20 protein-coding genes are annotated in these 19448 nt (G+C 73.1%); 6 read left to right on the forward strand and 14 right to left on the reverse strand.

Annotated features, from left to right (window positions below; all coding sequences use genetic code 11):
• Positions 1 to 67: 67 nt before the first annotated feature.
• The 5 genes from AB0L75_RS17335 to infC form a co-directional block, all read right to left on the reverse strand.
• On the reverse strand, positions 68 to 1201 hold the full coding sequence (locus tag AB0L75_RS17335) for an ATP-binding protein (protein WP_365181607.1): 1134 nt from the start codon (positions 1199 to 1201) through the stop codon (positions 68 to 70).
• A gap of 50 nt (positions 1202 to 1251) precedes the next feature.
• Positions 1252 to 2106, reverse strand: coding sequence for an RNA methyltransferase (locus AB0L75_RS17340; protein WP_365181609.1), 855 nt, complete (start codon positions 2104 to 2106; stop codon positions 1252 to 1254).
• A gap of 242 nt (positions 2107 to 2348) precedes the next feature.
• The gene (gene rplT / locus AB0L75_RS17345; RefSeq protein ID WP_004002577.1) at positions 2349 to 2732 is read right to left on the reverse strand and encodes a 50S ribosomal protein L20; all 384 of its coding nucleotides are present in this window, start codon (positions 2730 to 2732) and stop codon (positions 2349 to 2351) included.
• Positions 2733 to 2838: 106 nt separating this feature from the next.
• The gene (gene rpmI / locus AB0L75_RS17350) at positions 2839 to 3033 is read right to left on the reverse strand and encodes a 50S ribosomal protein L35 (protein ID WP_003977225.1); all 195 of its coding nucleotides are present in this window, start codon (positions 3031 to 3033) and stop codon (positions 2839 to 2841) included.
• Positions 3034 to 3144: 111 nt separating this feature from the next.
• The gene (infC, locus tag AB0L75_RS17355) at positions 3145 to 3825 is read right to left on the reverse strand and encodes a translation initiation factor IF-3 (RefSeq protein WP_365181611.1); all 681 of its coding nucleotides are present in this window, start codon (positions 3823 to 3825) and stop codon (positions 3145 to 3147) included.
• A 343-nt stretch (positions 3826 to 4168) separates the two neighbouring features.
• On the opposite strand from infC, the gene AB0L75_RS17360 reads away from it, so the two are divergent.
• A complete protein-coding gene (locus AB0L75_RS17360) occupies positions 4169 to 4525 on the forward strand; it encodes a DUF1844 domain-containing protein (protein WP_365181613.1) in 357 nt (118 codons plus the stop codon).
• Between the two features lie 22 nt (positions 4526 to 4547).
• On the opposite strand, the gene AB0L75_RS17365 is transcribed toward AB0L75_RS17360, so the two are convergent.
• On the reverse strand, positions 4548 to 5279 hold the full coding sequence (locus AB0L75_RS17365; RefSeq protein ID WP_365181615.1) for an SseB family protein: 732 nt from the start codon (positions 5277 to 5279) through the stop codon (positions 4548 to 4550).
• Between the two features lie 129 nt (positions 5280 to 5408).
• Between AB0L75_RS17365 and AB0L75_RS17370 the strand changes: the two genes are divergently transcribed.
• Positions 5409 to 6356 (forward strand): serine hydrolase, encoded by a 948-nt coding sequence (locus tag AB0L75_RS17370; protein WP_365181617.1) that lies wholly within the window; start codon positions 5409 to 5411, stop codon positions 6354 to 6356.
• A 136-nt stretch (positions 6357 to 6492) separates the two neighbouring features.
• Here AB0L75_RS17370 and mycP read toward each other — a convergent pair whose 3' ends face one another.
• Together mycP and AB0L75_RS17380 are read right to left on the reverse strand one after the other, a co-directional pair.
• Positions 6493 to 7680, reverse strand: a complete 1188-nt coding sequence (mycP, locus tag AB0L75_RS17375) for a type VII secretion-associated serine protease mycosin (protein WP_365181619.1) — start codon at positions 7678 to 7680, stop codon at positions 6493 to 6495.
• Complete coding sequence (locus AB0L75_RS17380; protein WP_365181620.1) at positions 7677 to 9236, reverse strand: hypothetical protein; 1560 nt, start codon at positions 9234 to 9236, stop codon at positions 7677 to 7679. Before AB0L75_RS17380 ends, mycP begins: the two co-directional genes overlap by 4 nt.
• A 273-nt stretch (positions 9237 to 9509) precedes the next feature.
• Between AB0L75_RS17380 and AB0L75_RS17385 the strand changes: the two genes are divergently transcribed.
• Positions 9510 to 10712, forward strand: coding sequence for an amino acid deaminase/aldolase (locus tag AB0L75_RS17385; protein WP_365181622.1), 1203 nt, complete (start codon positions 9510 to 9512; stop codon positions 10710 to 10712).
• A gap of 9 nt (positions 10713 to 10721) precedes the next feature.
• Here AB0L75_RS17385 and AB0L75_RS17390 read toward each other — a convergent pair whose 3' ends face one another.
• From AB0L75_RS17390 to AB0L75_RS17400, 3 genes are read right to left on the reverse strand one after another with little or no spacing between them, the layout of a single operon-like run.
• Positions 10722 to 11504 (reverse strand): 3-oxoacyl-ACP reductase, encoded by a 783-nt coding sequence (locus AB0L75_RS17390; RefSeq protein ID WP_365181624.1) that lies wholly within the window; start codon positions 11502 to 11504, stop codon positions 10722 to 10724.
• A complete protein-coding gene (locus tag AB0L75_RS17395) occupies positions 11501 to 12889 on the reverse strand; it encodes an aldehyde dehydrogenase family protein (RefSeq protein WP_365181626.1) in 1389 nt (462 codons plus the stop codon). Before AB0L75_RS17395 ends, AB0L75_RS17390 begins: the two co-directional genes overlap by 4 nt.
• A gap of 23 nt (positions 12890 to 12912) precedes the next feature.
• Positions 12913 to 14271 carry a glutamine synthetase family protein gene (locus tag AB0L75_RS17400; RefSeq protein WP_365181627.1) on the reverse strand — a complete coding sequence of 453 codons (1359 nt, stop codon included), beginning with the start codon at positions 14269 to 14271 and terminating at the stop codon, positions 12913 to 12915.
• A gap of 96 nt (positions 14272 to 14367) precedes the next feature.
• Here AB0L75_RS17400 and AB0L75_RS17405 point away from each other — a divergent pair, with 96 nt between their 5' ends.
• Complete coding sequence (locus AB0L75_RS17405; protein ID WP_365181629.1) at positions 14368 to 15105, forward strand: FCD domain-containing protein; 738 nt, start codon at positions 14368 to 14370, stop codon at positions 15103 to 15105.
• 52 nt (positions 15106 to 15157) lie between these two features.
• Positions 15158 to 15844 carry a gamma-glutamyl-gamma-aminobutyrate hydrolase family protein gene (locus tag AB0L75_RS17410; protein ID WP_365181630.1) on the forward strand — a complete coding sequence of 229 codons (687 nt, stop codon included), beginning with the start codon at positions 15158 to 15160 and terminating at the stop codon, positions 15842 to 15844.
• Between the two features lie 51 nt (positions 15845 to 15895).
• On the opposite strand, the gene AB0L75_RS17415 is transcribed toward AB0L75_RS17410, so the two are convergent.
• Positions 15896 to 16819: a LysR family transcriptional regulator gene (locus AB0L75_RS17415; RefSeq protein ID WP_365181632.1), complete on the reverse strand. Its 924-nt coding sequence runs from the start codon at positions 16817 to 16819 to the stop codon at positions 15896 to 15898.
• 70 nt (positions 16820 to 16889) lie between these two features.
• Between AB0L75_RS17415 and AB0L75_RS17420 the strand changes: the two genes are divergently transcribed.
• Complete coding sequence (locus AB0L75_RS17420; protein WP_365181634.1) at positions 16890 to 18056, forward strand: TDT family transporter; 1167 nt, start codon at positions 16890 to 16892, stop codon at positions 18054 to 18056.
• Here the strand turns inward: AB0L75_RS17420 and AB0L75_RS17425 are convergent.
• Positions 17968 to 18687: a helical backbone metal receptor gene (locus tag AB0L75_RS17425; RefSeq protein ID WP_365181635.1), complete on the reverse strand. Its 720-nt coding sequence runs from the start codon at positions 18685 to 18687 to the stop codon at positions 17968 to 17970. The genes AB0L75_RS17420 and AB0L75_RS17425 overlap by 89 nt on opposite strands.
• Positions 18687 to 19256, reverse strand: coding sequence for a helix-turn-helix domain-containing protein (locus tag AB0L75_RS17430; protein WP_365181636.1), 570 nt, complete (start codon positions 19254 to 19256; stop codon positions 18687 to 18689). Before AB0L75_RS17430 ends, AB0L75_RS17425 begins: the two co-directional genes overlap by 1 nt.
• Positions 19257 to 19448 lie beyond the last annotated feature (192 nt).

Genomic DNA, 19448 nt, shown 5'->3' on the forward strand with positions numbered 1-19448 from the left:
GGTGCCAAAGGCCGAGTCTAACGGGGTGGAGGTAGACGCATGCGCCCGCGGGCCGCTCCGGCTCTCGTCAGGCGAGATACGCCGGGGCTCCCACGGGCAACGTAAATCGGAATTCGGCACCGCCGCCGGGGGCGCGGCCGACCGTGATGGTGCCGCCATGGGCCTCGACGATGCCCTTGACGATGTACAGCCCGAGGCCGGTGCCGCCGCGCTTGCTGCCCCGCCAGAAGCGGGTGAAGACGCGGTTCATGGACTCCTCCGGGATGCCGGGCCCCTCGTCGCTCACCGTGACCGATGTGCCGGTTTCCTCGCCCTCGCGCGGGGATGCGCAGGGTGTGACGTCTATGGTGACGGTTCCCTCGCCGTGCCGCACCGCATTTTCGATGAGGTTGCTGAGGACCTGGTCGACCTTGTCGGGGTCGGCCCACAGGTCGGGCAGCGGCTGTTCGATGCGGAGCAGGAAGCGGTCGGCGGGCTGGCCCGCTGCGACATAGGCCTGGATGTGCCGGGAGACGGCGGCGCCGATGTCGACGGGCTGCCGGCGCACCTCCAGCCGTCCGCTGTCGATCCTGGAGATGTCCAGCAGCTCGGCGATCAGGCGGGTGACCCGGTCGGCGTCGGCGTCGACGGTCTCCAGCATGAGCCGCTTCTGGTCGTCGGTGAAGCGTTCCCACTTGGCGAGGAGCGTGGCCGTGAAGCCCTTCACGGAGGTGAGGGGCGAGCGCAGTTCATGGGCGACCGTCGCTATCAGCTCGGCGTGGCTGCGCTCGGTACGGCGGCGGGCCTCGGTGTCCCGCAGGCAGACCACGACCCGCTGGACGGGGCCGAGCGGTTCGGCACGGATGTACCGGGCGGAGACGAGGACCTCCCGGCCGCCGGGCAGCAGCAGATTGCGCTCGGGCTGCCGCACCCGGATGGCGAGCCCGCCGTAGGGATCGGTGAGCTGCCACCAGCGCCGGCCCTCCAGGTCTTCTAACGGCAGCGCCTTCTCCAGCGGCTGCCCGAGGGCGCCGGCGGCGCGTACGGCCGTGATCCGGGCGGCGGCGGCGTTGAAGCGGACGACCCGGCCGTGCTCGTCGGCGACGACGAGGCCGTCGGGCAGCTGATCGGGGTCGAGGTCCGCATGGTCGTCGCACCGGGGCACGGGTGTGCTCCGCGCGTCCCGTCCCTCCGGCGCGGTGCTCGTGCCGGCCACACTCATCCCCGTACCCCACCTCTCAGACGGCGCAGGGCCCCGCGCCCGTCACCCTACTAGCTCTCGGTGACGGAACGGCACCCTCCGGAGGCGCGCTGTGCACGGGCCGACGCGTAGAGACATACGGCGGCGGCGGTGGCGAGGTTCAGGCTCTCGGCCTTCCCGTGGATCGGGACGCGCACCACGGCGTCCGCCAGTGCGCGGGTCTCCTCCGGCAGTCCCCAGGCCTCGTTGCCGAACACCCAGGCTGTCGGCCCGCCCATGGTCCCCTTGTCCAGCTCCTCGTCGAGGTCCCGGTCCCCCGCCCCGTCGGCGGCGAGGATGCGCACACCGGCGTCCTGCAGCCCCTGGACGGCCCGCTCCACGGGGACGCCGACGGCGACCGGAAGATGGAAGTGGGAGCCGACGGAGGCGCGTACGGCCTTGGGGTTGTACAGGTCGACGGAGGCGTCGGTGAGGATCACGGCCTCGGCGCCGGCGGCGTCGGCGCAGCGCAGCACGGTGCCGGCGTTGCCGGGGTCGCGCACATGGGCGAGGACGGCGACGAGCTTCGGCCGGGCGGCGAGGATCTCCTCGAAGGGCGTGTCCAGGAACCTGCACACGCCGACCAGCCCCTGCGGGGTCACGGTCGTGGAGATATCGGCGATGACCTCTTCGGAGGCCAGGTGCACCCGGGCGCCGACACTGCGTGCGGCGCCGATGATGTCGGCGTACCGCTCCGCGGCCTCGATGGTGGCGAACAGCTCGACGAGGGTGGGGCTGCCGTCGACCCGATGCCCGGCCGCCTCCCTGACGGCCTGCGGCCCCTCCGCGAGAAACAGCCGGTCCTTGCCCCGGAAATTCCGCTTGGCGAGCCGCCGGGCGGCGCTCACACGGGCGGACCGGGGGGAGATCAGCTCGGGGACGGGCATCCTCTACTTCACCTTCAGGAGAGTCTTCTTTTTTCGGGGCTGGGGGTACAGCGCCCGAAGCCGACAGCACTGCAGCTCCCCAGGGGCGCGGGGCTGTATCGATATGCGGCTCCGCCGCGCGGGCGCGACAAGCCACGACGCACCCGCAGTCGAACGACGGCGCAGGCGCCCCAACAACAGGACCCGCAAGCCATGACAGCCTGCGGGTCCTACAGTCACGTCGGCCTAGAGCCAGCGCGGCGTCACGCGGCCTTGGGCGCGTTGACGTCCGACGGCAGCGCCTTCTGCGCGACCTCGACGAGCGCCGCGAAGGCACCCGCGTCGTTGACGGCCAGCTCGGCCAGGATCTTGCGGTCGACCTCGACGTTCGCGGCCTTCAGACCCTGGATGAAGCGGTTGTAGGTGATGCCGTTGGCGCGGGCAGCGGCGTTGATGCGCTGGATCCACAGCTGACGGAAGTCGCCCTTGCGCTTCTTGCGGTCGTTGTAGTTGTAGACCAGCGAGTGGGTGACCTGCTCCTTGGCCTTGCGGTACAGGCGCGAACGCTGACCGCGGTAGCCGGAGGCCTGCTCGAGGATCGCCCGGCGCTTCTTGTGGGCGTTGACTGCCCGCTTGACGCGTGCCACTTGTTAACTCCTTGTAGCGGGGTCGTGGGGGTGCTCACACGACCCGGAAACGACTGGGTCCCGGTCCTGACGTACGGCGCTCAGTGGGTGGCGAGCGCCGGGTACGTCACTTGCCGAGAAGCTTCTTGATCTTCGCGGCGTCGCCCGGGGCCATCTCGGCGTTGCCGGTGAGGCGACGCGTGACGCGGGACGACTTGTGCTCGAGCAGGTGGCGCTTGCCGGCGCGCTCGCGGAGCACCTTGCCGGAGCCGGTGATCTTGAAGCGCTTGCTGGCACCGCTGTGCGACTTGTTCTTCGGCATAGCGCCGTTCTCTCCTCGTCGGTGGCACTCCGGTGCCCGGTCCTGAAACCGGGCACGGTGGAGCGTCGCTCTTGTTTCGATTACATCCTTGGGGACCTCGGTCCCCCGGGATCACGCCTCGGCGGAAGCCTCGGCAGGCGCCTCGGTGTCCACGACGTTCTCGGTGTCCGCGGCGTTCTGCGACTTACCGGGGTTCGCCTTCGCCTCGGCCTTGCGGGCCTCCTGCGCCTGACGGGCCTCGGCCATCGCCTCGGTCTTCTTCTTGTGCGGACCGAGGACCATGATCATGTTGCGGCCGTCCTGCTTCGGGTTCGACTCGACGAAACCGAGGTCCTGGACGTCCTCCGCGAGGCGCTGCAGCAGTCGGTAGCCCAGCTCGGGCCGGGACTGCTCGCGACCACGGAACATGATCGTGATCTTGACCTTGTCGCCCTGCTTGAGGAACCGGACGACGTGACCCTTCTTGGTGTCATAGTCGTGCGGGTCGATCTTCGGCCGGAGCTTCATCTCCTTGATGACCGTGTGCGCCTGGTTCTTGCGCGCCTCACGGGCCTTCATGGCCGACTCGTACTTGAACTTCCCGTAGTCCATGAGCTTGCACACGGGCGGACGGGCGTTCGCCGCGACCTCGACCAGGTCCAGGTCGTACTCCTGCGCAAGCTCCAGTGCCTTCGCGAGCGGCACGATGCCGACCTGCTCGCCACTGGGACCGACAAGTCGCACCTCGGGAACGCGAATCCGGTCGTTGATGCGGGGCTCGGCGCTGATGGATCCTCCTCGGTAGCACCACACGGCGGTCTGGCGGACAGCCGCGTAACGTCTTTGTTCGTAAGACCTAACCGCGCCGACGCACAAAAAATGCCCCGGCCGATCACAGGCGGGGCTCCAATGACTACCGGAGCACCGCCGCGATGAACGCGGGGCGCGATTCGGGCGGCTCCATCGTCCGTACGGAACGATGGTGGCCGCCTGACCGGATGACCTGCCATCCCGGAGGACGGTCAGGTGGGAGATCGGAGCCTCCACTTGTGGGCTGGGCGCAGTGCTGCCCAGCCGGTCGTTACACAAGGTTAGCAGCACCGCCGGGGAAGGGCTAATCGAAGGGCTTGACCGCGCACCGCTTATCGTGTGGGGCATGAGTCAGACCCCTCCTGAGAATCCCGACTTCGACGCGATGACCCGGGACATCGCCGAGGTCCCCGCCGTCGAGGTGATCGTGACGGTCGCCGTCAACCTGATGAGCGCCGCCGCCGTGAAGCTCGGACTGAGCGAGGAGGGCGAGAAGTACAAGGACCTGGACGAGGCCCGCAAACTGATCACGGGGCTCGCCGGCCTGCTCGACGCGAGCGCGACCGAGATCAGCTCCTTCCACGCGGCCCCGCTGCGCGACGGCCTGAAGTCGCTGCAGCTGGCGTTCCGCGAGGCGTCGATCGTCCCGGACGAGCCGGGCCAGGGGCCTGGCGAGAAGTACACCGGCCCGATCTACGGCTGAGCTAACCCTTCACGTAGCTGAGCTAACCCTTCACATACAGGGGCTCGCCCGGAGGCGTGGTCCCGGCCGGCAGCAGTGCCAGGTCGAGGCCGCGCACCAGGCGGGCCCTCAGTGTTTCGTCGGCGGCGAGCCGCTCGGCGACCGCGCGGGCGGCCTCGGCGGGCGGCGTGGCCGGGTCGAGGACGAGGGCGAGGGTGCCGTCGGCCTGGCCGGGCCCGAGATGGGCGCGCAGCACGGCGGGCTCCGCCGCCACGGCCGTACGGACGGCCTCGACGACGGCCGGGTCGGTGAGCGGGTCGGTGCTGGTGCGGCCCTCGGCGAGGGCGAGCAGCGCCGGGCCGGTCAGCTCGAACGGCACCGGTCCGGCGAGGTCCAGCACGACCGTGTCGGCCTTCTCGTGGGCGGCGGCCTGCAGCGCCTGGTGCAGCGGTACGGCGACCGGGCGGGCCGCGGGGTCCCAGCGGGCGAGGGAGTCGGTGGAGGTGAAGGCGGGCAGGGCGGTGCGCTGGCCGGCCTTCAGGGTGGGTACGGCCATGTCGCTGGTCTTCTCGCGGCGCAGCCCCCTCTCGTCCTCCTCGACCTCGCCGAGCACGGCGACGACGGGCACGAGCAGGCGGGCGCCCTTCAGCGCCTGAAGGACAGGCCCGAGGGCACTGCGGTCCTCGGCCCAGGCGGCGAGCGCGGCGCTCAGCCGGGGATCGGCGGAGCCGTCGTCGTCGGAGAAGCCGGGGTCGGGAATGTTCTTGTTCGCCACGGTCACCGAGCCTATCGGCACGTCACCGGCCCTCCGCACGGGAGTCTTCACCGGAATCTCAGCGTTCCCTGATTCCCGTCTCACGTCCGTCCGACGCGGCGCACAGTCCCCGCCCCGAGCATCCCGCCCATGGAGTCCCCCGGAGCCCGCCGTGGCCGTCGTGCGCGCCCGTCCCGGCGCCGTCCGCTGCTGTCCGCCGCGCTCGCCGTGGTCGCCGCGGCAGGGGTCACGGCGGGCGACACGGCGTATGTGCGGGCGCGGGCGGACCCGGGGACCGCGGCCGTATCGTCGGCGGCGGCGCCCTCGGCCTCCGCCTCGGCCGGGGCGGGTGAGGAGGGGTCCGTGACGGAGCCGGCGGTGGACCGGGACGCGCGCCTGCGTACGGCGATGACGGCGGTGAGCGTGCCCTCGGGCGCGCGGGTGTCGGCGGCGGTGCTGGCGGTGGACTCCGGGGAGAGCGCCGTACACGGGGACGCGGCGTTCGACACGGCGAGCATCGTCAAGGTCGACATCCTGGCCGCGCTGCTGCTCCAGGCGCAGGACGCGGGCCGGCAGCTGTCGCAGGCGGAGCGGGCGTACGCCACGAAGATGATCGAGAACAGCGACAACGCGTCCGCGACCGCGCTGTGGCACACCATCGGGCGGGCGGACGGCCTGGACGCGGCGAACAGGCGCTTCGGGCTGACCGCGACCTTTGGTGGCGACGGCGAGCTGTGGGGGCTGACGCAGACCACGGCCGCCGACCAACTCGTCCTGCTGCAGCAGGTGTTCGGCGCGGACTCCCGGCTGAGCCCGGCGTCCCGGACGTATGTGCAGGGGTTGATGAAGGCGGTCGAGCCGGACCAGCAGTGGGGCGTTTCGGTGGCCGCGGAGGGCAACTCCTGGGCGCTGAAGAACGGTTGGCTGCCGCGCAGTACGACGGGGCTGTGGGACGTGAACAGCATCGGCCGGGTGACGGTGGACGGCAGCGACTACCTGGTGGCGGTGCTGTCCATGGGCACCGAGAGCCAGGCGAAGGGCATCGCGCTGGTGGAGGCGGCGGCACGGGCGGCGGTGTCCGCGTTCGCCGGCAAGTGATCGGTGTGGACCGGTAGATGATCCGGCCATGTCGTGGTCGCGGGCGACCATCCCCACCACGCGGGCGAGGTGCGGCTCCCCGACGGCCGCGTGGAGATCGAGGGCGTCGCCGGACAGCGGCCTTCGCCGGACGCCCTCAGGCCGTTTCCCTGCGGCTCCGCCACAGCACCACGCCCGCCACCAGCAGGACCCCGCCGGTGCCGCCGGCCAGCGGGCCCGCCCAGCCGGCGGGCGAGGGCGTGGCCCTGGGGGCGTCCGGGCCGGCGCCGAAGTACTTCTCGCCGTACGACGACACGCGCAGGCTCTCCGGCTGGATACGGTCGGCCGCCTTCAGCGCCGCCGCCGGGTCGATCATGCCGAAGCCACGGGAGTCGTCCCGGCCTCCCGCCGGCGGATCCTCGGCGGTGTCCTCCAGCAGCTTCTTGACCTGGGCCGGGGTCAGTCCGGGGTGGGCGGCCTTGATCAGGGCCGCCGCGCCGGAGACGAAGGCGGAGGCGGCCGAGGTGCCCCAGCCCTCGTAGTACTTGTGGTCGGGGTCGGCGATGACCACGCTGACGCCGGGCGCACTGACCGCCGAGTACCAGCGGCGGGTCGAGAAGGAGGCGCGGGTGCCGTAGCGGTCGACGGCGGTCGCGGCGATGACGCCGGGGTAGGCGGCCGGGTAGGAGATGTGGTCGCCCTTGTCGCCGCCGTTGCCCGCGGAGGCGACGACCACCACGCCCTTCTTCAGGGCGTACTGCACGGCCTCATCCTCGCTCGGTTCGGGGTGCGCGGAGTTCGAGTCGTCGCCGAGGGAGAGGTTGATGACGTCGGCGCCGTGGTCGGCGGCCCAGCGGATGCCGTCGGCGAGCGCGTTGCCGCGGGTGGTGCGGGCCTTGGCGCGGGCGGGGTCGCTGTCCTCCAGGATCACGCGCACGGGCAGGATCTTCGCCTCGGGGGCGACGCCCATGACACCGGCCGAGTCGCCGGGGCCATGGCCATGCCCGGCGATGATGCCGGCCATGGCGGTGCCGTGCCGGGCCCAGGTGCGGTCGCCGGGCCCCGAACCGAAGCCGATCATGTCCTGGTCGGGCAGGACGTTGCCGACGAGGTCGGGGTGGTCGGCCTCGACGCCGGTGTCCAGGACGGCGACGGTGACGCCCCGGCCCTTGGTGGTGCGCCAGGCCTCGTCCAGGTGCAGCGCGGACAGGGCCCACTGCTGGCCGCGGATCCCGTCGGCGTGGGCCGCGGTGGACGGCAGCAGGGCGAGGGCGCCGGCGACCAGCAGGCTCACCGTGGCTCCGGCCGGTTCCAGGCGGCGCCGGCCGCATATCGATCGCCTCATGAGGGGCTCTCCGTGGCCGTGCCGATGTGCTGGCGCAGCCGCCGTTCGATGCGGTCGGCCAGGCCCTGCGCCTCGTTGCCGAGCCCGGCCTGGGCCGGTGCGCTGGTGGCGCCGGCGCTGACGGCGTCGGCGGCGGGCTGGGGTTCGTCGACGGTGCGGCCGTCGGCCCAGCCGGAGACGGCGTAGGCGACGACGGGGGCGTCGGTGAGGACGGAGAGGGTCCAGGAGGCACGCTGGCTGTCGCCGAAGCCGGCCGCGACGGTGCCCCCCGCCGCGTACGGACGGGGCATCAGATCGGCGCGCCGGTCCAGGTGCTCGGCGCGGAAGCGGTGGGCGAGCGCGGCCATGGCGGCGGGGTCGGCCTTGGTGAACAGCAGGCCGACGGTGGTGACATAGCTCTGGGTGGAGTCGGTGTAGGTGGCGCGCAGCAGGCGCTGGCAGCCGACGGGGGCGAGGACCTTGGCCAGCAGCGGGTCGAAGGCCCGGGCGCAGCCGCTGTCGGGGGCCACGGCGATCCGGGTCCAGGTGCGGTCGGCGCCGCCGGGTCCGGCGCCCGTCCCCTGGACGGTGGGCGGGAACAGCTGGTCGACGGGCACGTTGTGCCAGAGCGTGCCGGCGGTGGCGAAGTGGTCGCCGGAGGCGTCGTCCCCGCCGTCGCCGGTGAGCCAGCTCCCTGCCACGGCACCGCCGACGAGCCCGATGCCGAGCACGAAGCAGGCGGCCGCGGCGAGCGTGCGCGGCCTCACCCGGTGCCGCGGACGCTCCTCGCCCGGAATGCCCTGCATGGCGGCGCTCCAGGACAGCGCCGGGTCCGGCACAAGCAAGGGCGGTGGCGGCCCGACGGGACGGGACGGCGCCAGGGGACTCCAGGCACGCGTCTCCGTACGCCCGGCGGAGGCTGAGGCGGCGGTGGTACGACGCTCATCGCTCGGCGCGACGGACGCGGCGGACGAAGTGGACGCAGCGGACGAACGGCCGTTCGGGGCGCCGGAGTGCTGTGCCTTCGGGGAGTCGGTGATCGGGCGGAGCCGGGTCGTGGTCTCCGCGGCGGTCTCCCCCGGCACTGCGGCTCCCGGTCGCCTGAACTCCCGTCCCGGGCGGCGCGGCTCACCTCCCGTGCTCGGCGGCGCGTCGGGGAACCGGGCGGAGGCAGGCGGCGGAGGCGGGCCGACGGGTTCACCGGCCTCGGGTACGGCGGGGCGCGGCACACCGGCTCGCGGCGCCTGCCCGGCACGGGCGCCGGAGCCCCTGCGGGAGGGCCGACCGTCCGGTGCGGGGGCCTCGGCGGGCGACGGATTCCTGCCGCCCGCGGGCCGCCCGGCAGAGGGCGAGCCGCTGCTCGTCGGCGCCGCGGTGGAAGGCGTGCCGCGGCCCGCGAAGCCCCCGCCTCCGGCCGACCCGGTCGACGACCGGCCCTCGCGGGCGGCGCGCGGGGTGAAGACCGACGGCTCGTCGTCGGAGTCGTCGGGCGGGGTGGCCGGGCGCGGCGGAACGGAGGGGCGGGGCGGGGCCGAGGGCCGCGGCGGGATGGGAGCGTGGCGCGCTTCCGTGCTCATGCACCCCCCGTTTCCTCGTGCCCGGGCCGCCTTCGTGTACGCGGGCCGCTGCGCTGCTCGGCCGCGCCCGGTGCGGAAGCTCCGTCCGGGCACGCATACCCGTACGGCCGGACCGGCATCCCGGTTCAGATCAAGCGGCCGGGCGCGTTCCGCCGTATGTGCGCGTCACTCTACGGGTTGTCCGGGGCAGAGACAGAACCAGTCCGGGGCGCCGGGGCATCTGCCCGGTACGTCCCCCTACCCTGCGGTAATCCTGTCTGGCAGGCTTCCGTCATGACTGCGCGTGCCGCTGATCGGGCCCGTTACGACCGGGCCACCGCCCATCTCGACGCCCCTCTCGCGATCGTGGACCTGGACGCCTTCGACGCCAACGCGGCCGATCTCGTCCGCCGGGCCGCCGGCAAGCCGGTCCGGGTCGCGAGCAAGTCCGTGCGCTGCCGAGCCCTGCTGGAGCGGGTGCTGGCCAGGGACGGCTTCCAGGGGATCATGTCGTTCACCCTGGCCGAGTCGCTGTGGCTCGCCCGTTCGGGGTTCGACGACATCCTGCTGGCCTATCCGTCCGCCGACCGGGGCGGCTTCGCGGAGCTGGCCGCCGATCCCAAGCTCGCCGCCGCGGTGACCGTGATGGTGGACGATCCGGCGCACCTCGACCTCATCGACGCCGCCCGCGACGGCGGGCGTGAAGTGGTGCGGGTCTGCCTGGAGTTGGACACCTCGCTGCAGCTGCTGGGCGGCCGGGTCCGGGTCGGGGCGCTGCGCTCTCCGCTGCGCTCCCCCGCCCAACTCGCCGAACTGGCCCGCTCGGTGGCCCGGCGGCCGGGCTTCCGGCTGGTGGGCATCATGGCGTACGAGGGGCACATCGCGGGGGTCGGGGACGCGGTGTCCGGGCGGCCGCTGAGGTCGCGGGCCATCCGGCTGATGCAGGCGGCGGCCCGCCGGGAGCTGGCCGAGCGGCGGGCCGCGGTGGTGCGTGCGGTGCGGGCCGTCGCGCCCGGCCTGGAGTTCGTCAACGGCGGTGGCACGGGCAGTGTGCAGCACACCGCCGCCGAGGACGCCGTGACGGAGATAGCGGCCGGTTCGGGGCTGTACGTGCCGCGGCTCTTCGACAACTACACGTCGTTCACCGGCCGCCCGGCAGCCCTGTTCGCCCAGCCCGTCGTACGGCGGCCGGGGGTCGGGGTCATCACGGTGCTCGGCGGCGGGTATCCGGCCTCCGGCGCGGCCGGTCCCGACCGGCTGCCGGTGCCGTACCTGCCCGAGGGGCTGAGGTACGACCCGCAGGAAGGCCCCGGCGAGGTGCAGACCCCGCTGCTGGGCTCGCCCGCCGACGACCTCCTCATCGGCGACAAGGTGTGGTTCCGGCACGCCAAGGCGGGCGAGCTGTGCGAGCGGTTCGAGGCCCTGCACCTGGTCGCGTCGGACGCGGTCACGGCGACCGTGCCGACCTACCGGGGCGAGGGGCACACGTTCCTGTGACCGGTGCGCCTACAGGGGCGTGACGTACGCGCCCGCGATTCCGCCGTCCACCAGGAAGTCGGTGGCGTTGACGAAGGAGGAGTCGTCGCTGGCCAGGAAGGCGACGGCGGCGGCGATCTCCTCGGCATCGGCGAACCGGCCGACCGGGATGTGCACGAGCCGGCGGGCGGCCCGCTCGGGGTCCTTGGCGAACAGCTCCTGCAGCAGCGGGGTGTTGACCGGGCCCGGGCACAGGGCGTTGACCCTGATGCCCTCACGCGCGAACTGGACGCCCAGTTCGCGGGACATGGCCAGCACTCCGCCCTTGGAGGCGGTGTACGAGATCTGGGACGTGGCCGCGCCCATCCGGGCCACGAAGGACGCGGTGTTGATGATGGAGCCCTTGCCCTGGCGGCGCATGTAGGGGATGGCGGCCTTGCAGCACAGGTAGACGGAGGTGAGGTTGACCTCCTGGACGCGCTTCCAGGCCTCCAGGCCGGTCTCCAGGATGGAGTCGTCGTCGGGCGGCGAGATGCCGGCGTTGTTGAAGGCGATGTCGACGCTGCCGTAGGTGTCGTACGCCGTCTTGAACAGCGCCTCGACCTGCTCGGGGTCGGTGACGTCGACCTTCACGAAGAGTCCGCCGACCTCGTCGGCGGCGGCCTTGCCGCGGGCCTCGTCGACGTCCGCGCAGACCACGTGGGCTCCTTCGGAGGCGAGCCGGCGGGCGGTGGCGAGGCCGATGCCGCTGCCGGCTCCGGTGACGACGGCGGTACGGCCGACCAGGCGGCGGCAAACAGATTCTGCGGTCACTGTGCGGTGCCCTCCGTGCTGGGGGAGACGTTGCTGATGAAGACGTTCTTGGTCTCGGTGAAGGCGGTCAGGGCGTCGGGGCCCAGTTCGCGGCCGAGACCGGACTGCTTGTAGCCGCCGAACGGGGTCCAGTAGCGGACGCTGGAGTGCGAGTTGACGGACAGGTTGCCCGCGCGGACGGCCTGGGAGACGCGCAGGGCGCGGCCGAGGTCCCGGGTCCACAGGGAGCCGGAGAGGCCGTAGGGGGTGTCGTTGGCGAGGCGGACGGCGTCGGCCTCGTCGGTGAAGGGCAGGAGGACGGCGACGGGCCCGAAGATCTCCTCGCGGGCGGCCCGGCTGTCGTACCGCTCCCCCGTGAGGACGGTCGGCGGGAACCAGAACCCCGGGCCGTCGGGGGCGCTGCCGCGCAGGGCGGGGGCGTCCTTCGGGACGTACGACCGTACGCGCTCCAGCTGCTGAGCGGAGATCAGCGGGCCCATCTGGGTCTTCTCGTCGGCGGGGTCGCCCACGACGACGGCGGCCAGCGCGTCGGCGAGGAAGTCCCGGGCCTCCTCCAGCACCGTCTCCTGGACCAGGATCCGGGTGCGGGCACAGCAGTCCTGGCCGGAGTTGTCCAGGAAGGAGAAGGGGTCGAGGGCGGTCCGCAGGTCGGCGTCGGCGAAGACGATGTTGGGGCTCTTGCCGCCGAGTTCCAGGGTGACCGGCTTGACCAGGCGGGCACAGCGCTCCATGACCTCGCGGCCGGTGCGGGTGGAGCCGGTGAACACGATCTTGGCGACGTCCGGGTGGTCGACCAGGGCGCGTCCGGCGGTGTGGCCGTAGCCGGGCAGCACCTGGAAGACGTGCTCGGGCAGGCCCGCCTCCAGGGCGAGTTCGGCGAGGCGGAGCGCGGTGAGCGGGGTGGTCTCGGCGGGCTTGAGGACGACCGCGTTGCCGGCCGCGAGCGCCGGGAAGGAGCCCCAGGCAGCGATCGGCATCGGGAAGTTCCAGGGGGCGATCACGCCGATGACGCCGAGGGGTTCCTGGAAGGTGACGTTCCAGCCGCCGGGCACCGGGATCTGCCTGCCGAGGACGCGTTCGGCGCCGCCTGCCGCGTACAGCAGCAGGTCGCGGGCGTTGCCGGCCTCCCAGCGGGCGTTGCCGACGGTGTGCCCCGCCTCGCGGACCTCCAGCTGGGCGAGTTCCTCGGTGTGGGCGTCGACCACGTCCGCGAAACGGCGCAGCAGCCGGGCCCGGTCGGCGGGGGCGAGGGCGGCCCATCCGCTCTGGGCGCGCGCGGCCCGTACGACGGCGGCGGCCACGTCCTCCTCGGTCGCGGCGGGGACGGTGGCGACGACCTCTTCCGTGGCGGGGTTGAGGACCTTCAACTCGTCTGAGTCGGACACGAATTGACCTTTCACGGGCTGGCTCACAGGCGTTCGAAGGAGCGGCGAAGCTCCCAGTCGGTGACCGCGGCGTCGAAGGCCTCCAGCTCGACGCGCGCCATGTTGCGATAGTGGGCGACGACCTCGTCCCCGAAGGCCGCCTTGGCGATCGCACTGTTCTCCCACAGCTCGGCGGCCTCGCGCAGAGTGGTCGGGACGTGGGCGAGGCCGGCGGTGTAGGCGTTGCCGGTGCAGGGTTCGGGGAGTTCGAGTTTCTGCTCGATGCCGTACAGGCCGGCCGCGACCAGACCGGCGACGGCGAGGTGGGGGTTCACATCACCGCCGGGGAGGCGGTTCTCGAAGCGCAGGGAGCGGCCGTGGCCGACCACGCGCAGGGCGCAGGTGCGGTTGTCGTGGCCCCAGGCGACGGCGGTGGGGGCGAAGGAGCCCGGCTGGAAGCGCTTGTAGGAGTTGATGTTCGGGGCGTAGAGGAGGGAGAAGTCACGCAGGGCGGCGAGCTGGCCGGCGAGGAAGTGCCGCATGACGTCGGACATTCCGTCGCCGTCGGCCATGGCGTTGTGGCCGTCGGCGTCGGCGAGCGAGAGGTGGATGTGACAGGAGTTGCCCTCGCGCTCGTTGTACTTGGCCATGAAGGTGATCGAGACGCCCTCCTGGGCGGCGATCTCCTTGGCGCCGGTCTTGTACAGCGCGTGCTGGTCGCAGGTGACGAGGGCCTCGTCGTAGCGGAAGACGATCTCGTGCTGGCCCGGGTTGCATTCGCCCTTGGCGGACTCGACGGTGAGCCCGGCGCCCGACATGTCGTTGCGCAGCCGGCGCAGCAGGGGCTCGATGCGGCCGGTGCCGAGGATGGAGTAGTCGATGTTGTACTGGTTGGCGGGGGTGAGCCCGCGGTAGCCCGCGTCCCAGGCCTGTTCGTAGGAGTCCTTGAAGACGATGAACTCCAGCTCGGTGCCGACCTGGGCGGTGTAGCCCAGCTCGGCGAGCCGCTCCAGCTGGCGGCGCAGGATCTGGCGGGGCGCGGCGACGACCGGCGAGCCGTCGTTCCAGGCGAGGTCCGCGACCAGCAGGGCGGTGCCGGGGTGCCAGGGGATGCGGCGCAGGGTGGCGAGGTCGGGGCGCATCGCGAAGTCGCCGTAGCCGCGGTCCCAGGAGGACATCGCGTAGCCGTCGACGGTGTTCATCTCGGTATCGACGGCGAGGAGGTAGTTGCAGCCCTCGGTGCCGTGGTGCAGGACCTCGTCGAGGAAGAAGCGGGCGGCGAACCGCTTGCCCTGGAGGCGCCCTTGCATATCGGGGAAGGCCAGGACGACAGTGTCGATCTCACCGCTCGCGACGAGGGCGTGCAGTTCCTCGACGCTGAGCGGGGGTGTGCGGTCTGCCACGGGAGAGCCTCCTTCGGCGCCTTCGCGCTTTTTCGGCCGGGCCGGGAGCCATAAGGTATTGCTCAGAACCATTGCTTGGGAAGGGGGTACGGCCGGATGTCCCAGGAGAGCGACGCGCAGGGAGTGGGTGACCGGCTCGCTCCGGTGCTGCGGCCGGTGCGGGCGGGCAACGGCTTCGAGGAGGCGCTGGAGCAGATCCTCCAGGTCGTACGGCTCGGACTGGTGCCGGGCGGGGAGCGGCTGCCGGCCGAGCGGGAGCTTGCGGAGCGGCTCGGGATCAGCCGGGTGACGCTGCGCGAGGTGCTGAAGGTGCTCCAGGACCAGGGGCTGGTGGAGGCGCGGCGCGGACGCTACGGCGGAACGTTCGTCCTGCCGCGTGCCGACGCCGGCGGCGAGGACGAGCTGCGGCGGCGGATCGCCGAGGTCGACATCGAGGACGTGCTGCGTTTCCGCGAGGTCCTGGAGGTGGGCGCGGCCGGGCTGTGCGCGGCGCACGGGCTGGCCGGGGAGCAGGCCGGCCGGCTGCGCGAGGCGCTGGACCGCACCCACGAGGCCCCGCTCGCCGACTACCGGCGGGCGGACACCCTGCTGCATCTGACGCTGGCCGAGCTGTGCGGCTCGCCCTCGCTGACCGCCCAGTACGCGGCGGTCCGGGCCACGGTGAACGACCTGCTCGACTGCATCCCGCTGCTGGTGCGCAACCTGGAGCACTCGCAGCGCCAGCACACCGCGCTGGTGGAGGCGGTGCTGGACGGGGACGCGGACGGCGCGCGGGAGATGATGCGCGAGCACTGCGCGGGCACGGCGGCGCTGCTGCGGGGCTTCCTGACATAGGACGGTTCTGCAAAGGTATACAGATGAACCTTTGACTGCCGGGGAGGGCAGCATGACCGGACGGCCGCTGATCGGTGTGAGCACATATCTGGAGACCGGCGCGCGCTGGGGCGTGTGGGAGCTGGAGGCGGCGCTGCTGCCGGCCGGCTATCCACGGCTGGTGCAGCGGGCCGGCGGCCTGGCCTGCATGCTGCCGCCGGACGCACCCGGGCGCGCGGCGGAGACGGCGGCCCGGCTGGACGGGCTGGTCATCGCGGGCGGCCCGGACGTGGACCCGGCCCGCTACGGCACCGAGCGCGACCACCGTACCGGCCCTCCCGCCCTGGCCCGTGACGCCTGGGAACTCGCCCTGATCGAGGCCGCGTTGGACGCCGGCCTGCCCCTGCTGGGCATCTGCCGGGGCATGCAGTTGCTGAACGTCGCCCTCGGCGGGACGCTGACGCAGCACCTCGACGGACACGTGGAGGCCGTCGGCAGGTTCGGCGGGCACCCGGTCAAGCCGGTGCCGGGGACGTTGTACGCCGGGATCGCCCCGGAGGAGACGACCGTGCCCACCTATCACCACCAGGCCGTCGACCGGCTCGGCGCGGGACTCGTGCCGTCGGCCCACGCGGCGGACGGGACCGTGGAGGCGATCGAGCTGCCCGCCGACCGGGGCTGGGCACTGGGTGTGCAGTGGCATCCCGAGATGGGCGAGGACCTTCGGGTGATGGAGGCGCTGGTCACCGCCGCCTGCTGAGCCGGGGCCAAGTGGGCGGGCCGGGCGGCGCCGCCCCGGAGTGGCGCGCCGTCACCCCCGTGTCAGCGACAGCAGCTCCCGTGCCGGGCCCGTCGGGCGGTGCCCCGTGGGCCAGACCGCCCGCAGGGCACGGCGCAGGGTGACGTCCTCCAGCGGGATGCTGACCAGGCGCCGCATCGACAGCTCCTCCCCCACCGCCAGTTCGCTCAGCACCGAGGGGCCCGCTCCGCTCACCGCCGACGCCTTCACCGCCGTCGTCGAGGACAGCTCGATCAGGGGGCGGGCGAGGCCGCCGAGTGCCGCGTCCAGGACCTGGCGGGTGCCGGAGCCGCGCTCACGGAGGATGAGGGGCGTGGCGGCCAGCTCCTCGGCCGTCAGGGGGCGCCTGCGGCGGGCCCAGGGATGGCCGGGCGCCGTGACGACGACCAGGCGGTCGTGGGCGATGACGGCGGAGTCCAGGCCCGTCGGGACCGACAGCCCCTCCACGAAGCCCAGGTCCGCCTCACCGGACAGCAGCAGCTCCGCGACCTTCGCCGAGTTGCCGGCGAGGAGGGAGACCGCCGTGTCCGGGCGCTCGGCGTGGAGCGCGAGGAGCCAGCCGGGCAGCAGGTACTCGGCGATGGTCATGCTCGCCGCGACCCTGAGGCGCGAGTCCCGCCGGTCCCGCAGCGCCCGCGCCCCCACGTCGAAGGCCGCCGCCGCCTCCACGACCCGGCGGGCCCAGTCCGTGACCAGGGCGCCCGCGTCCGTGAGCCGGGAACCGCGCGGCGAGCGGTCCACCAGGGCCACGCCCAGCTGCCGTTCCATGGAGCGGATCCGGCTGCTGGCGGCGGGCTGGGTGATGCCGACCTCGCGCGCCGCCGCGCCGAGACTGCCCAGCCGCGCCACCGCCAGCAGCAGCTCCAGCGCGGCCAGGTCGGGCACCCGGTGTGCCAGTGATGTGGTGCGCTCTCGCTGCCCCTCGACCTCAGTCATAAGACCAGCTTATGTCCTGATAGAAAGGAACTCCCTGGTCAGGGGCGGGCGGCGGCGGGACCGTGGGGTCATGGTCACCGCAGCCCACCCCCTGTCCGCCACCTCCGCCGCCCGCGCCGCCCGGGTCCGCCACCTCGGCCCCAACTGGTACGCGTCCGTCATGGGCACCGCCATCCTCGGCTCCGCCGGAGTCGCGCTCCCCGCGCAATCGGGGGTCCTGCGCGATGTCTTCGCCGGGGCCTGGGCCCTGTCCCTGACCATGCTGTGCGCCCTGCTGGCGGCCCGGACCCTGCATTGGGCCCGGCACGGTGACCAGGCCCGCGCCCACCTCCTCGACCCGGCCGTGGCGCCCTTCTACGGCTGCCTGTCGATGGCCCTGCTGGCGGTCGGCGGTGGCGCCCTGACGGCCGGGCGGGATCTGATCGGCACCCGCCCGGCCGTCGTCCTGGACGCCGTCCTGTTCACCGCCGGTACGGCGGTCGGGCTCGCGGCCGCCGTGGCCGTGCCGTACCTGATGGCCGTACGGCATCGGGCCGACCCGGCGCAGGCGACCCCGGTGTGGCTGCTGCCGCTGGTCGCGCCCATGGTGTCGGCCGCGCTCGGACCGCTGCTCGTGCCGCATCTGCCGCCGGGCCAGCCCCGCGAGACCCTGCTGCTGGCCTGCCTGGCGATGTTCGGGCTGAGCCTGCTCGCGACGCTGCTGATGCTGCCGCTGGTCTTCGCCCGGCTGATCGGCCCCGCCCCGCTGCCGCTCGCGCTCACCCCGACCCTGTTCCTGGTCCTGGGCCCGCTCGGGCAGTCCACCACCGCGGTCGGCAAGATCGCGGACCTGGCGCCCGGGGTCGTGCCGGCCCCGTACGACCGCGGCCTCAGCGTGTTCGCCGTGCTGTACGGGGTGCCGGTCATGGGGTTCGCGCTGCTGTGGCTGGCACTGGCGACCGCGCACGTGGTGCGGGCCCGCCGGCGGGGCATGGGGTTCGCGATGACCTGGTGGGCCTTCACCTTCCCGGTGGGCACCTGTGTCACCGGCGCCATGGCCCTCGCCCGGCACACCGGTCTCGCGGTGTACGACGGGCTGGCCGTAGCGCTGTACGCCGTCCTCGCCGCCGCCTGGCTGGCCGCCGTGGCCGGCACCGTGCGCGGGCTGCTCAGCGGCGAGCTGCTCGCAGCGCCTCGCCCAGCACCCGTGGCGCGACTCGCAGCGACGGGCCGTACCAGGTCAGATGCCGCCCGCTGACCAGGGCGCAGGGCAGGCCCGGGAAGGCCTCCGGTCCGTCGTCGGCGGTGAAGCGGTAGGGCTCGTCGGGGAGCACCACCAGGTCCGGGGCAGCCTCCCGCAACTCCTCCAGCGGGACGCGGGGGTAGCGCTCGGGGTGGCCGGCGTGGCGGTGGTCGACGCCGAGCCGGGCGAGGACGTCACCCGCGAAGGTGTCCCGGCCGAGAACCATCCAGGGCCGTCGCCAGATCGGCACGACCGCCGTCGTACGGCCCCGCGCCCGCGGCAGGGCCGCCCACGCCTCCTCCGCCTCCACCAGCCAGCCGGGGCGTCCCCGCGCGCCGCACGCGGTGAGCACCCGCGCCAGCTCGGCGAAGGCCTGCGGCACCCCGCGCACCTCGGTGACCAGCACCCGCAGGCCCGCCGCGCGCAGGGCGTCGAGGTCCGGCGCGCGGTTCTCCTCCTCGTTGGCGATCACCAGATCGGGGGCGAGGGCGACGATCCGTTCCGTGTCCGGGTTCTTCGTCCCGCCGATCCGGCTGACGTCCAGGCCCGCCGGGTGGGTGCACCAGTCGGTCGCACCGACGAGGACTTCGGGCAGCGTCACGGCGACGGCCTCGGTGAGGGACGGGACCAGGGAGACGACCCGCACTAACGCGACCGGTCCTGCACGGCCTCGATGTGTTCCGCCACCGCCACCACGACCACCCGCGTGTCGGGGACGGTCGCCCGCCACCGGTGCCGGACCCCGCCGGTCAGGTACAACGTGTCCCCGCGTCCCAGGCGATACGCGCGCCCCTCGGCCTCGATCTCCACGGCACCGTCGGCGACGTACATCAGCTCGTCGTTGCGGTGCTGGAACTCGCGGCCGGCGTCGTGGTCGCCGGTGAACTCGGAGGCGTGCAGCTGGTGGTGGCCGCGCACCAGGGAGCGGGTGCGGGGCGCCAGGTCGCCCTCGGCGGCCGGGTCGGCGCGCACGACGTCCACACTGGCCGCCGGGTCGGCGGCGGCGAGGAGTTCGACGGCCGTGGTGCGCAGGGCGTCGGCCAGCTTCTCCAGGGAGGTGCGGCTGGGGCGGGCCCGGTCGTTCTCGACCTGGCTGAGGAAGGGCACCGAGAGACCGCTTCGCTCGGCGACGACGGCAAGGGTCAGGTTCAGGGCACGGCGGCGGCGCCGCACGGCCGCGCCCACCCGAACGGGCTGTTCTTTGTGGTCGCCCATCGCTCCGGCTCCCTCCCTCGCTCGTCGTGCCGCTGTCCGGGCGCCCGGGTCCGGGCGCACCGCTCCTGATGACTTCTCTGCACCCTACGCATGTTCGGCAAACCGTTTCACGCGGCTGTCACATCCTCGACATGCCGCCGAACCCCCGACCTCATGGTTCGCGCCAGTGTGACAGGGCACCCGGTGCGCCCG

Source organism: Streptomyces sp. NPDC052101 (genome assembly GCF_040680235.1).
Taxonomy (GTDB): domain Bacteria; phylum Actinomycetota; class Actinomycetes; order Streptomycetales; family Streptomycetaceae; genus Streptomyces.

Excerpts from the sequence above, each read along its gene's own strand:
- AB0L75_RS17410 (WP_365181630.1), top strand. The coding sequence starts at position 15,158 with ATGACCGGACGGCCGCTGATCGGTGTGAGCACATATCTGGAGACCGGC.
- AB0L75_RS17405 (WP_365181629.1), top strand. The coding sequence starts at position 14,368 with ATGTCCCAGGAGAGCGACGCGCAGGGAGTGGGTGACCGGCTCGCTCCG.
- AB0L75_RS17340 (WP_365181609.1), bottom strand. The coding sequence starts at position 2,106 with ATGCCCGTCCCCGAGCTGATCTCCCCCCGGTCCGCCCGTGTGAGCGCC.
- AB0L75_RS17370 (WP_365181617.1), top strand. The coding sequence starts at position 5,409 with ATGGAGTCCCCCGGAGCCCGCCGTGGCCGTCGTGCGCGCCCGTCCCGG.
- AB0L75_RS17335 (WP_365181607.1), bottom strand. The coding sequence starts at position 1,201 with ATGAGTGTGGCCGGCACGAGCACCGCGCCGGAGGGACGGGACGCGCGG.
- AB0L75_RS17360 (WP_365181613.1), top strand. The coding sequence starts at position 4,169 with ATGAGTCAGACCCCTCCTGAGAATCCCGACTTCGACGCGATGACCCGG.
- AB0L75_RS17430 (WP_365181636.1), bottom strand. The coding sequence starts at position 19,256 with ATGGGCGACCACAAAGAACAGCCCGTTCGGGTGGGCGCGGCCGTGCGG.
- rpmI (WP_003977225.1), bottom strand. The coding sequence starts at position 3,033 with ATGCCGAAGAACAAGTCGCACAGCGGTGCCAGCAAGCGCTTCAAGATC.
- mycP (WP_365181619.1), bottom strand. The coding sequence starts at position 7,680 with ATGAGGCGATCGATATGCGGCCGGCGCCGCCTGGAACCGGCCGGAGCC.
- AB0L75_RS17380 (WP_365181620.1), bottom strand. The coding sequence starts at position 9,236 with ATGAGCACGGAAGCGCGCCACGCTCCCATCCCGCCGCGGCCCTCGGCC.
- AB0L75_RS17385 (WP_365181622.1), top strand. The coding sequence starts at position 9,510 with ATGACTGCGCGTGCCGCTGATCGGGCCCGTTACGACCGGGCCACCGCC.
- AB0L75_RS17420 (WP_365181634.1), top strand. The coding sequence starts at position 16,890 with ATGGTCACCGCAGCCCACCCCCTGTCCGCCACCTCCGCCGCCCGCGCC.
- AB0L75_RS17415 (WP_365181632.1), bottom strand. The coding sequence starts at position 16,819 with ATGACTGAGGTCGAGGGGCAGCGAGAGCGCACCACATCACTGGCACAC.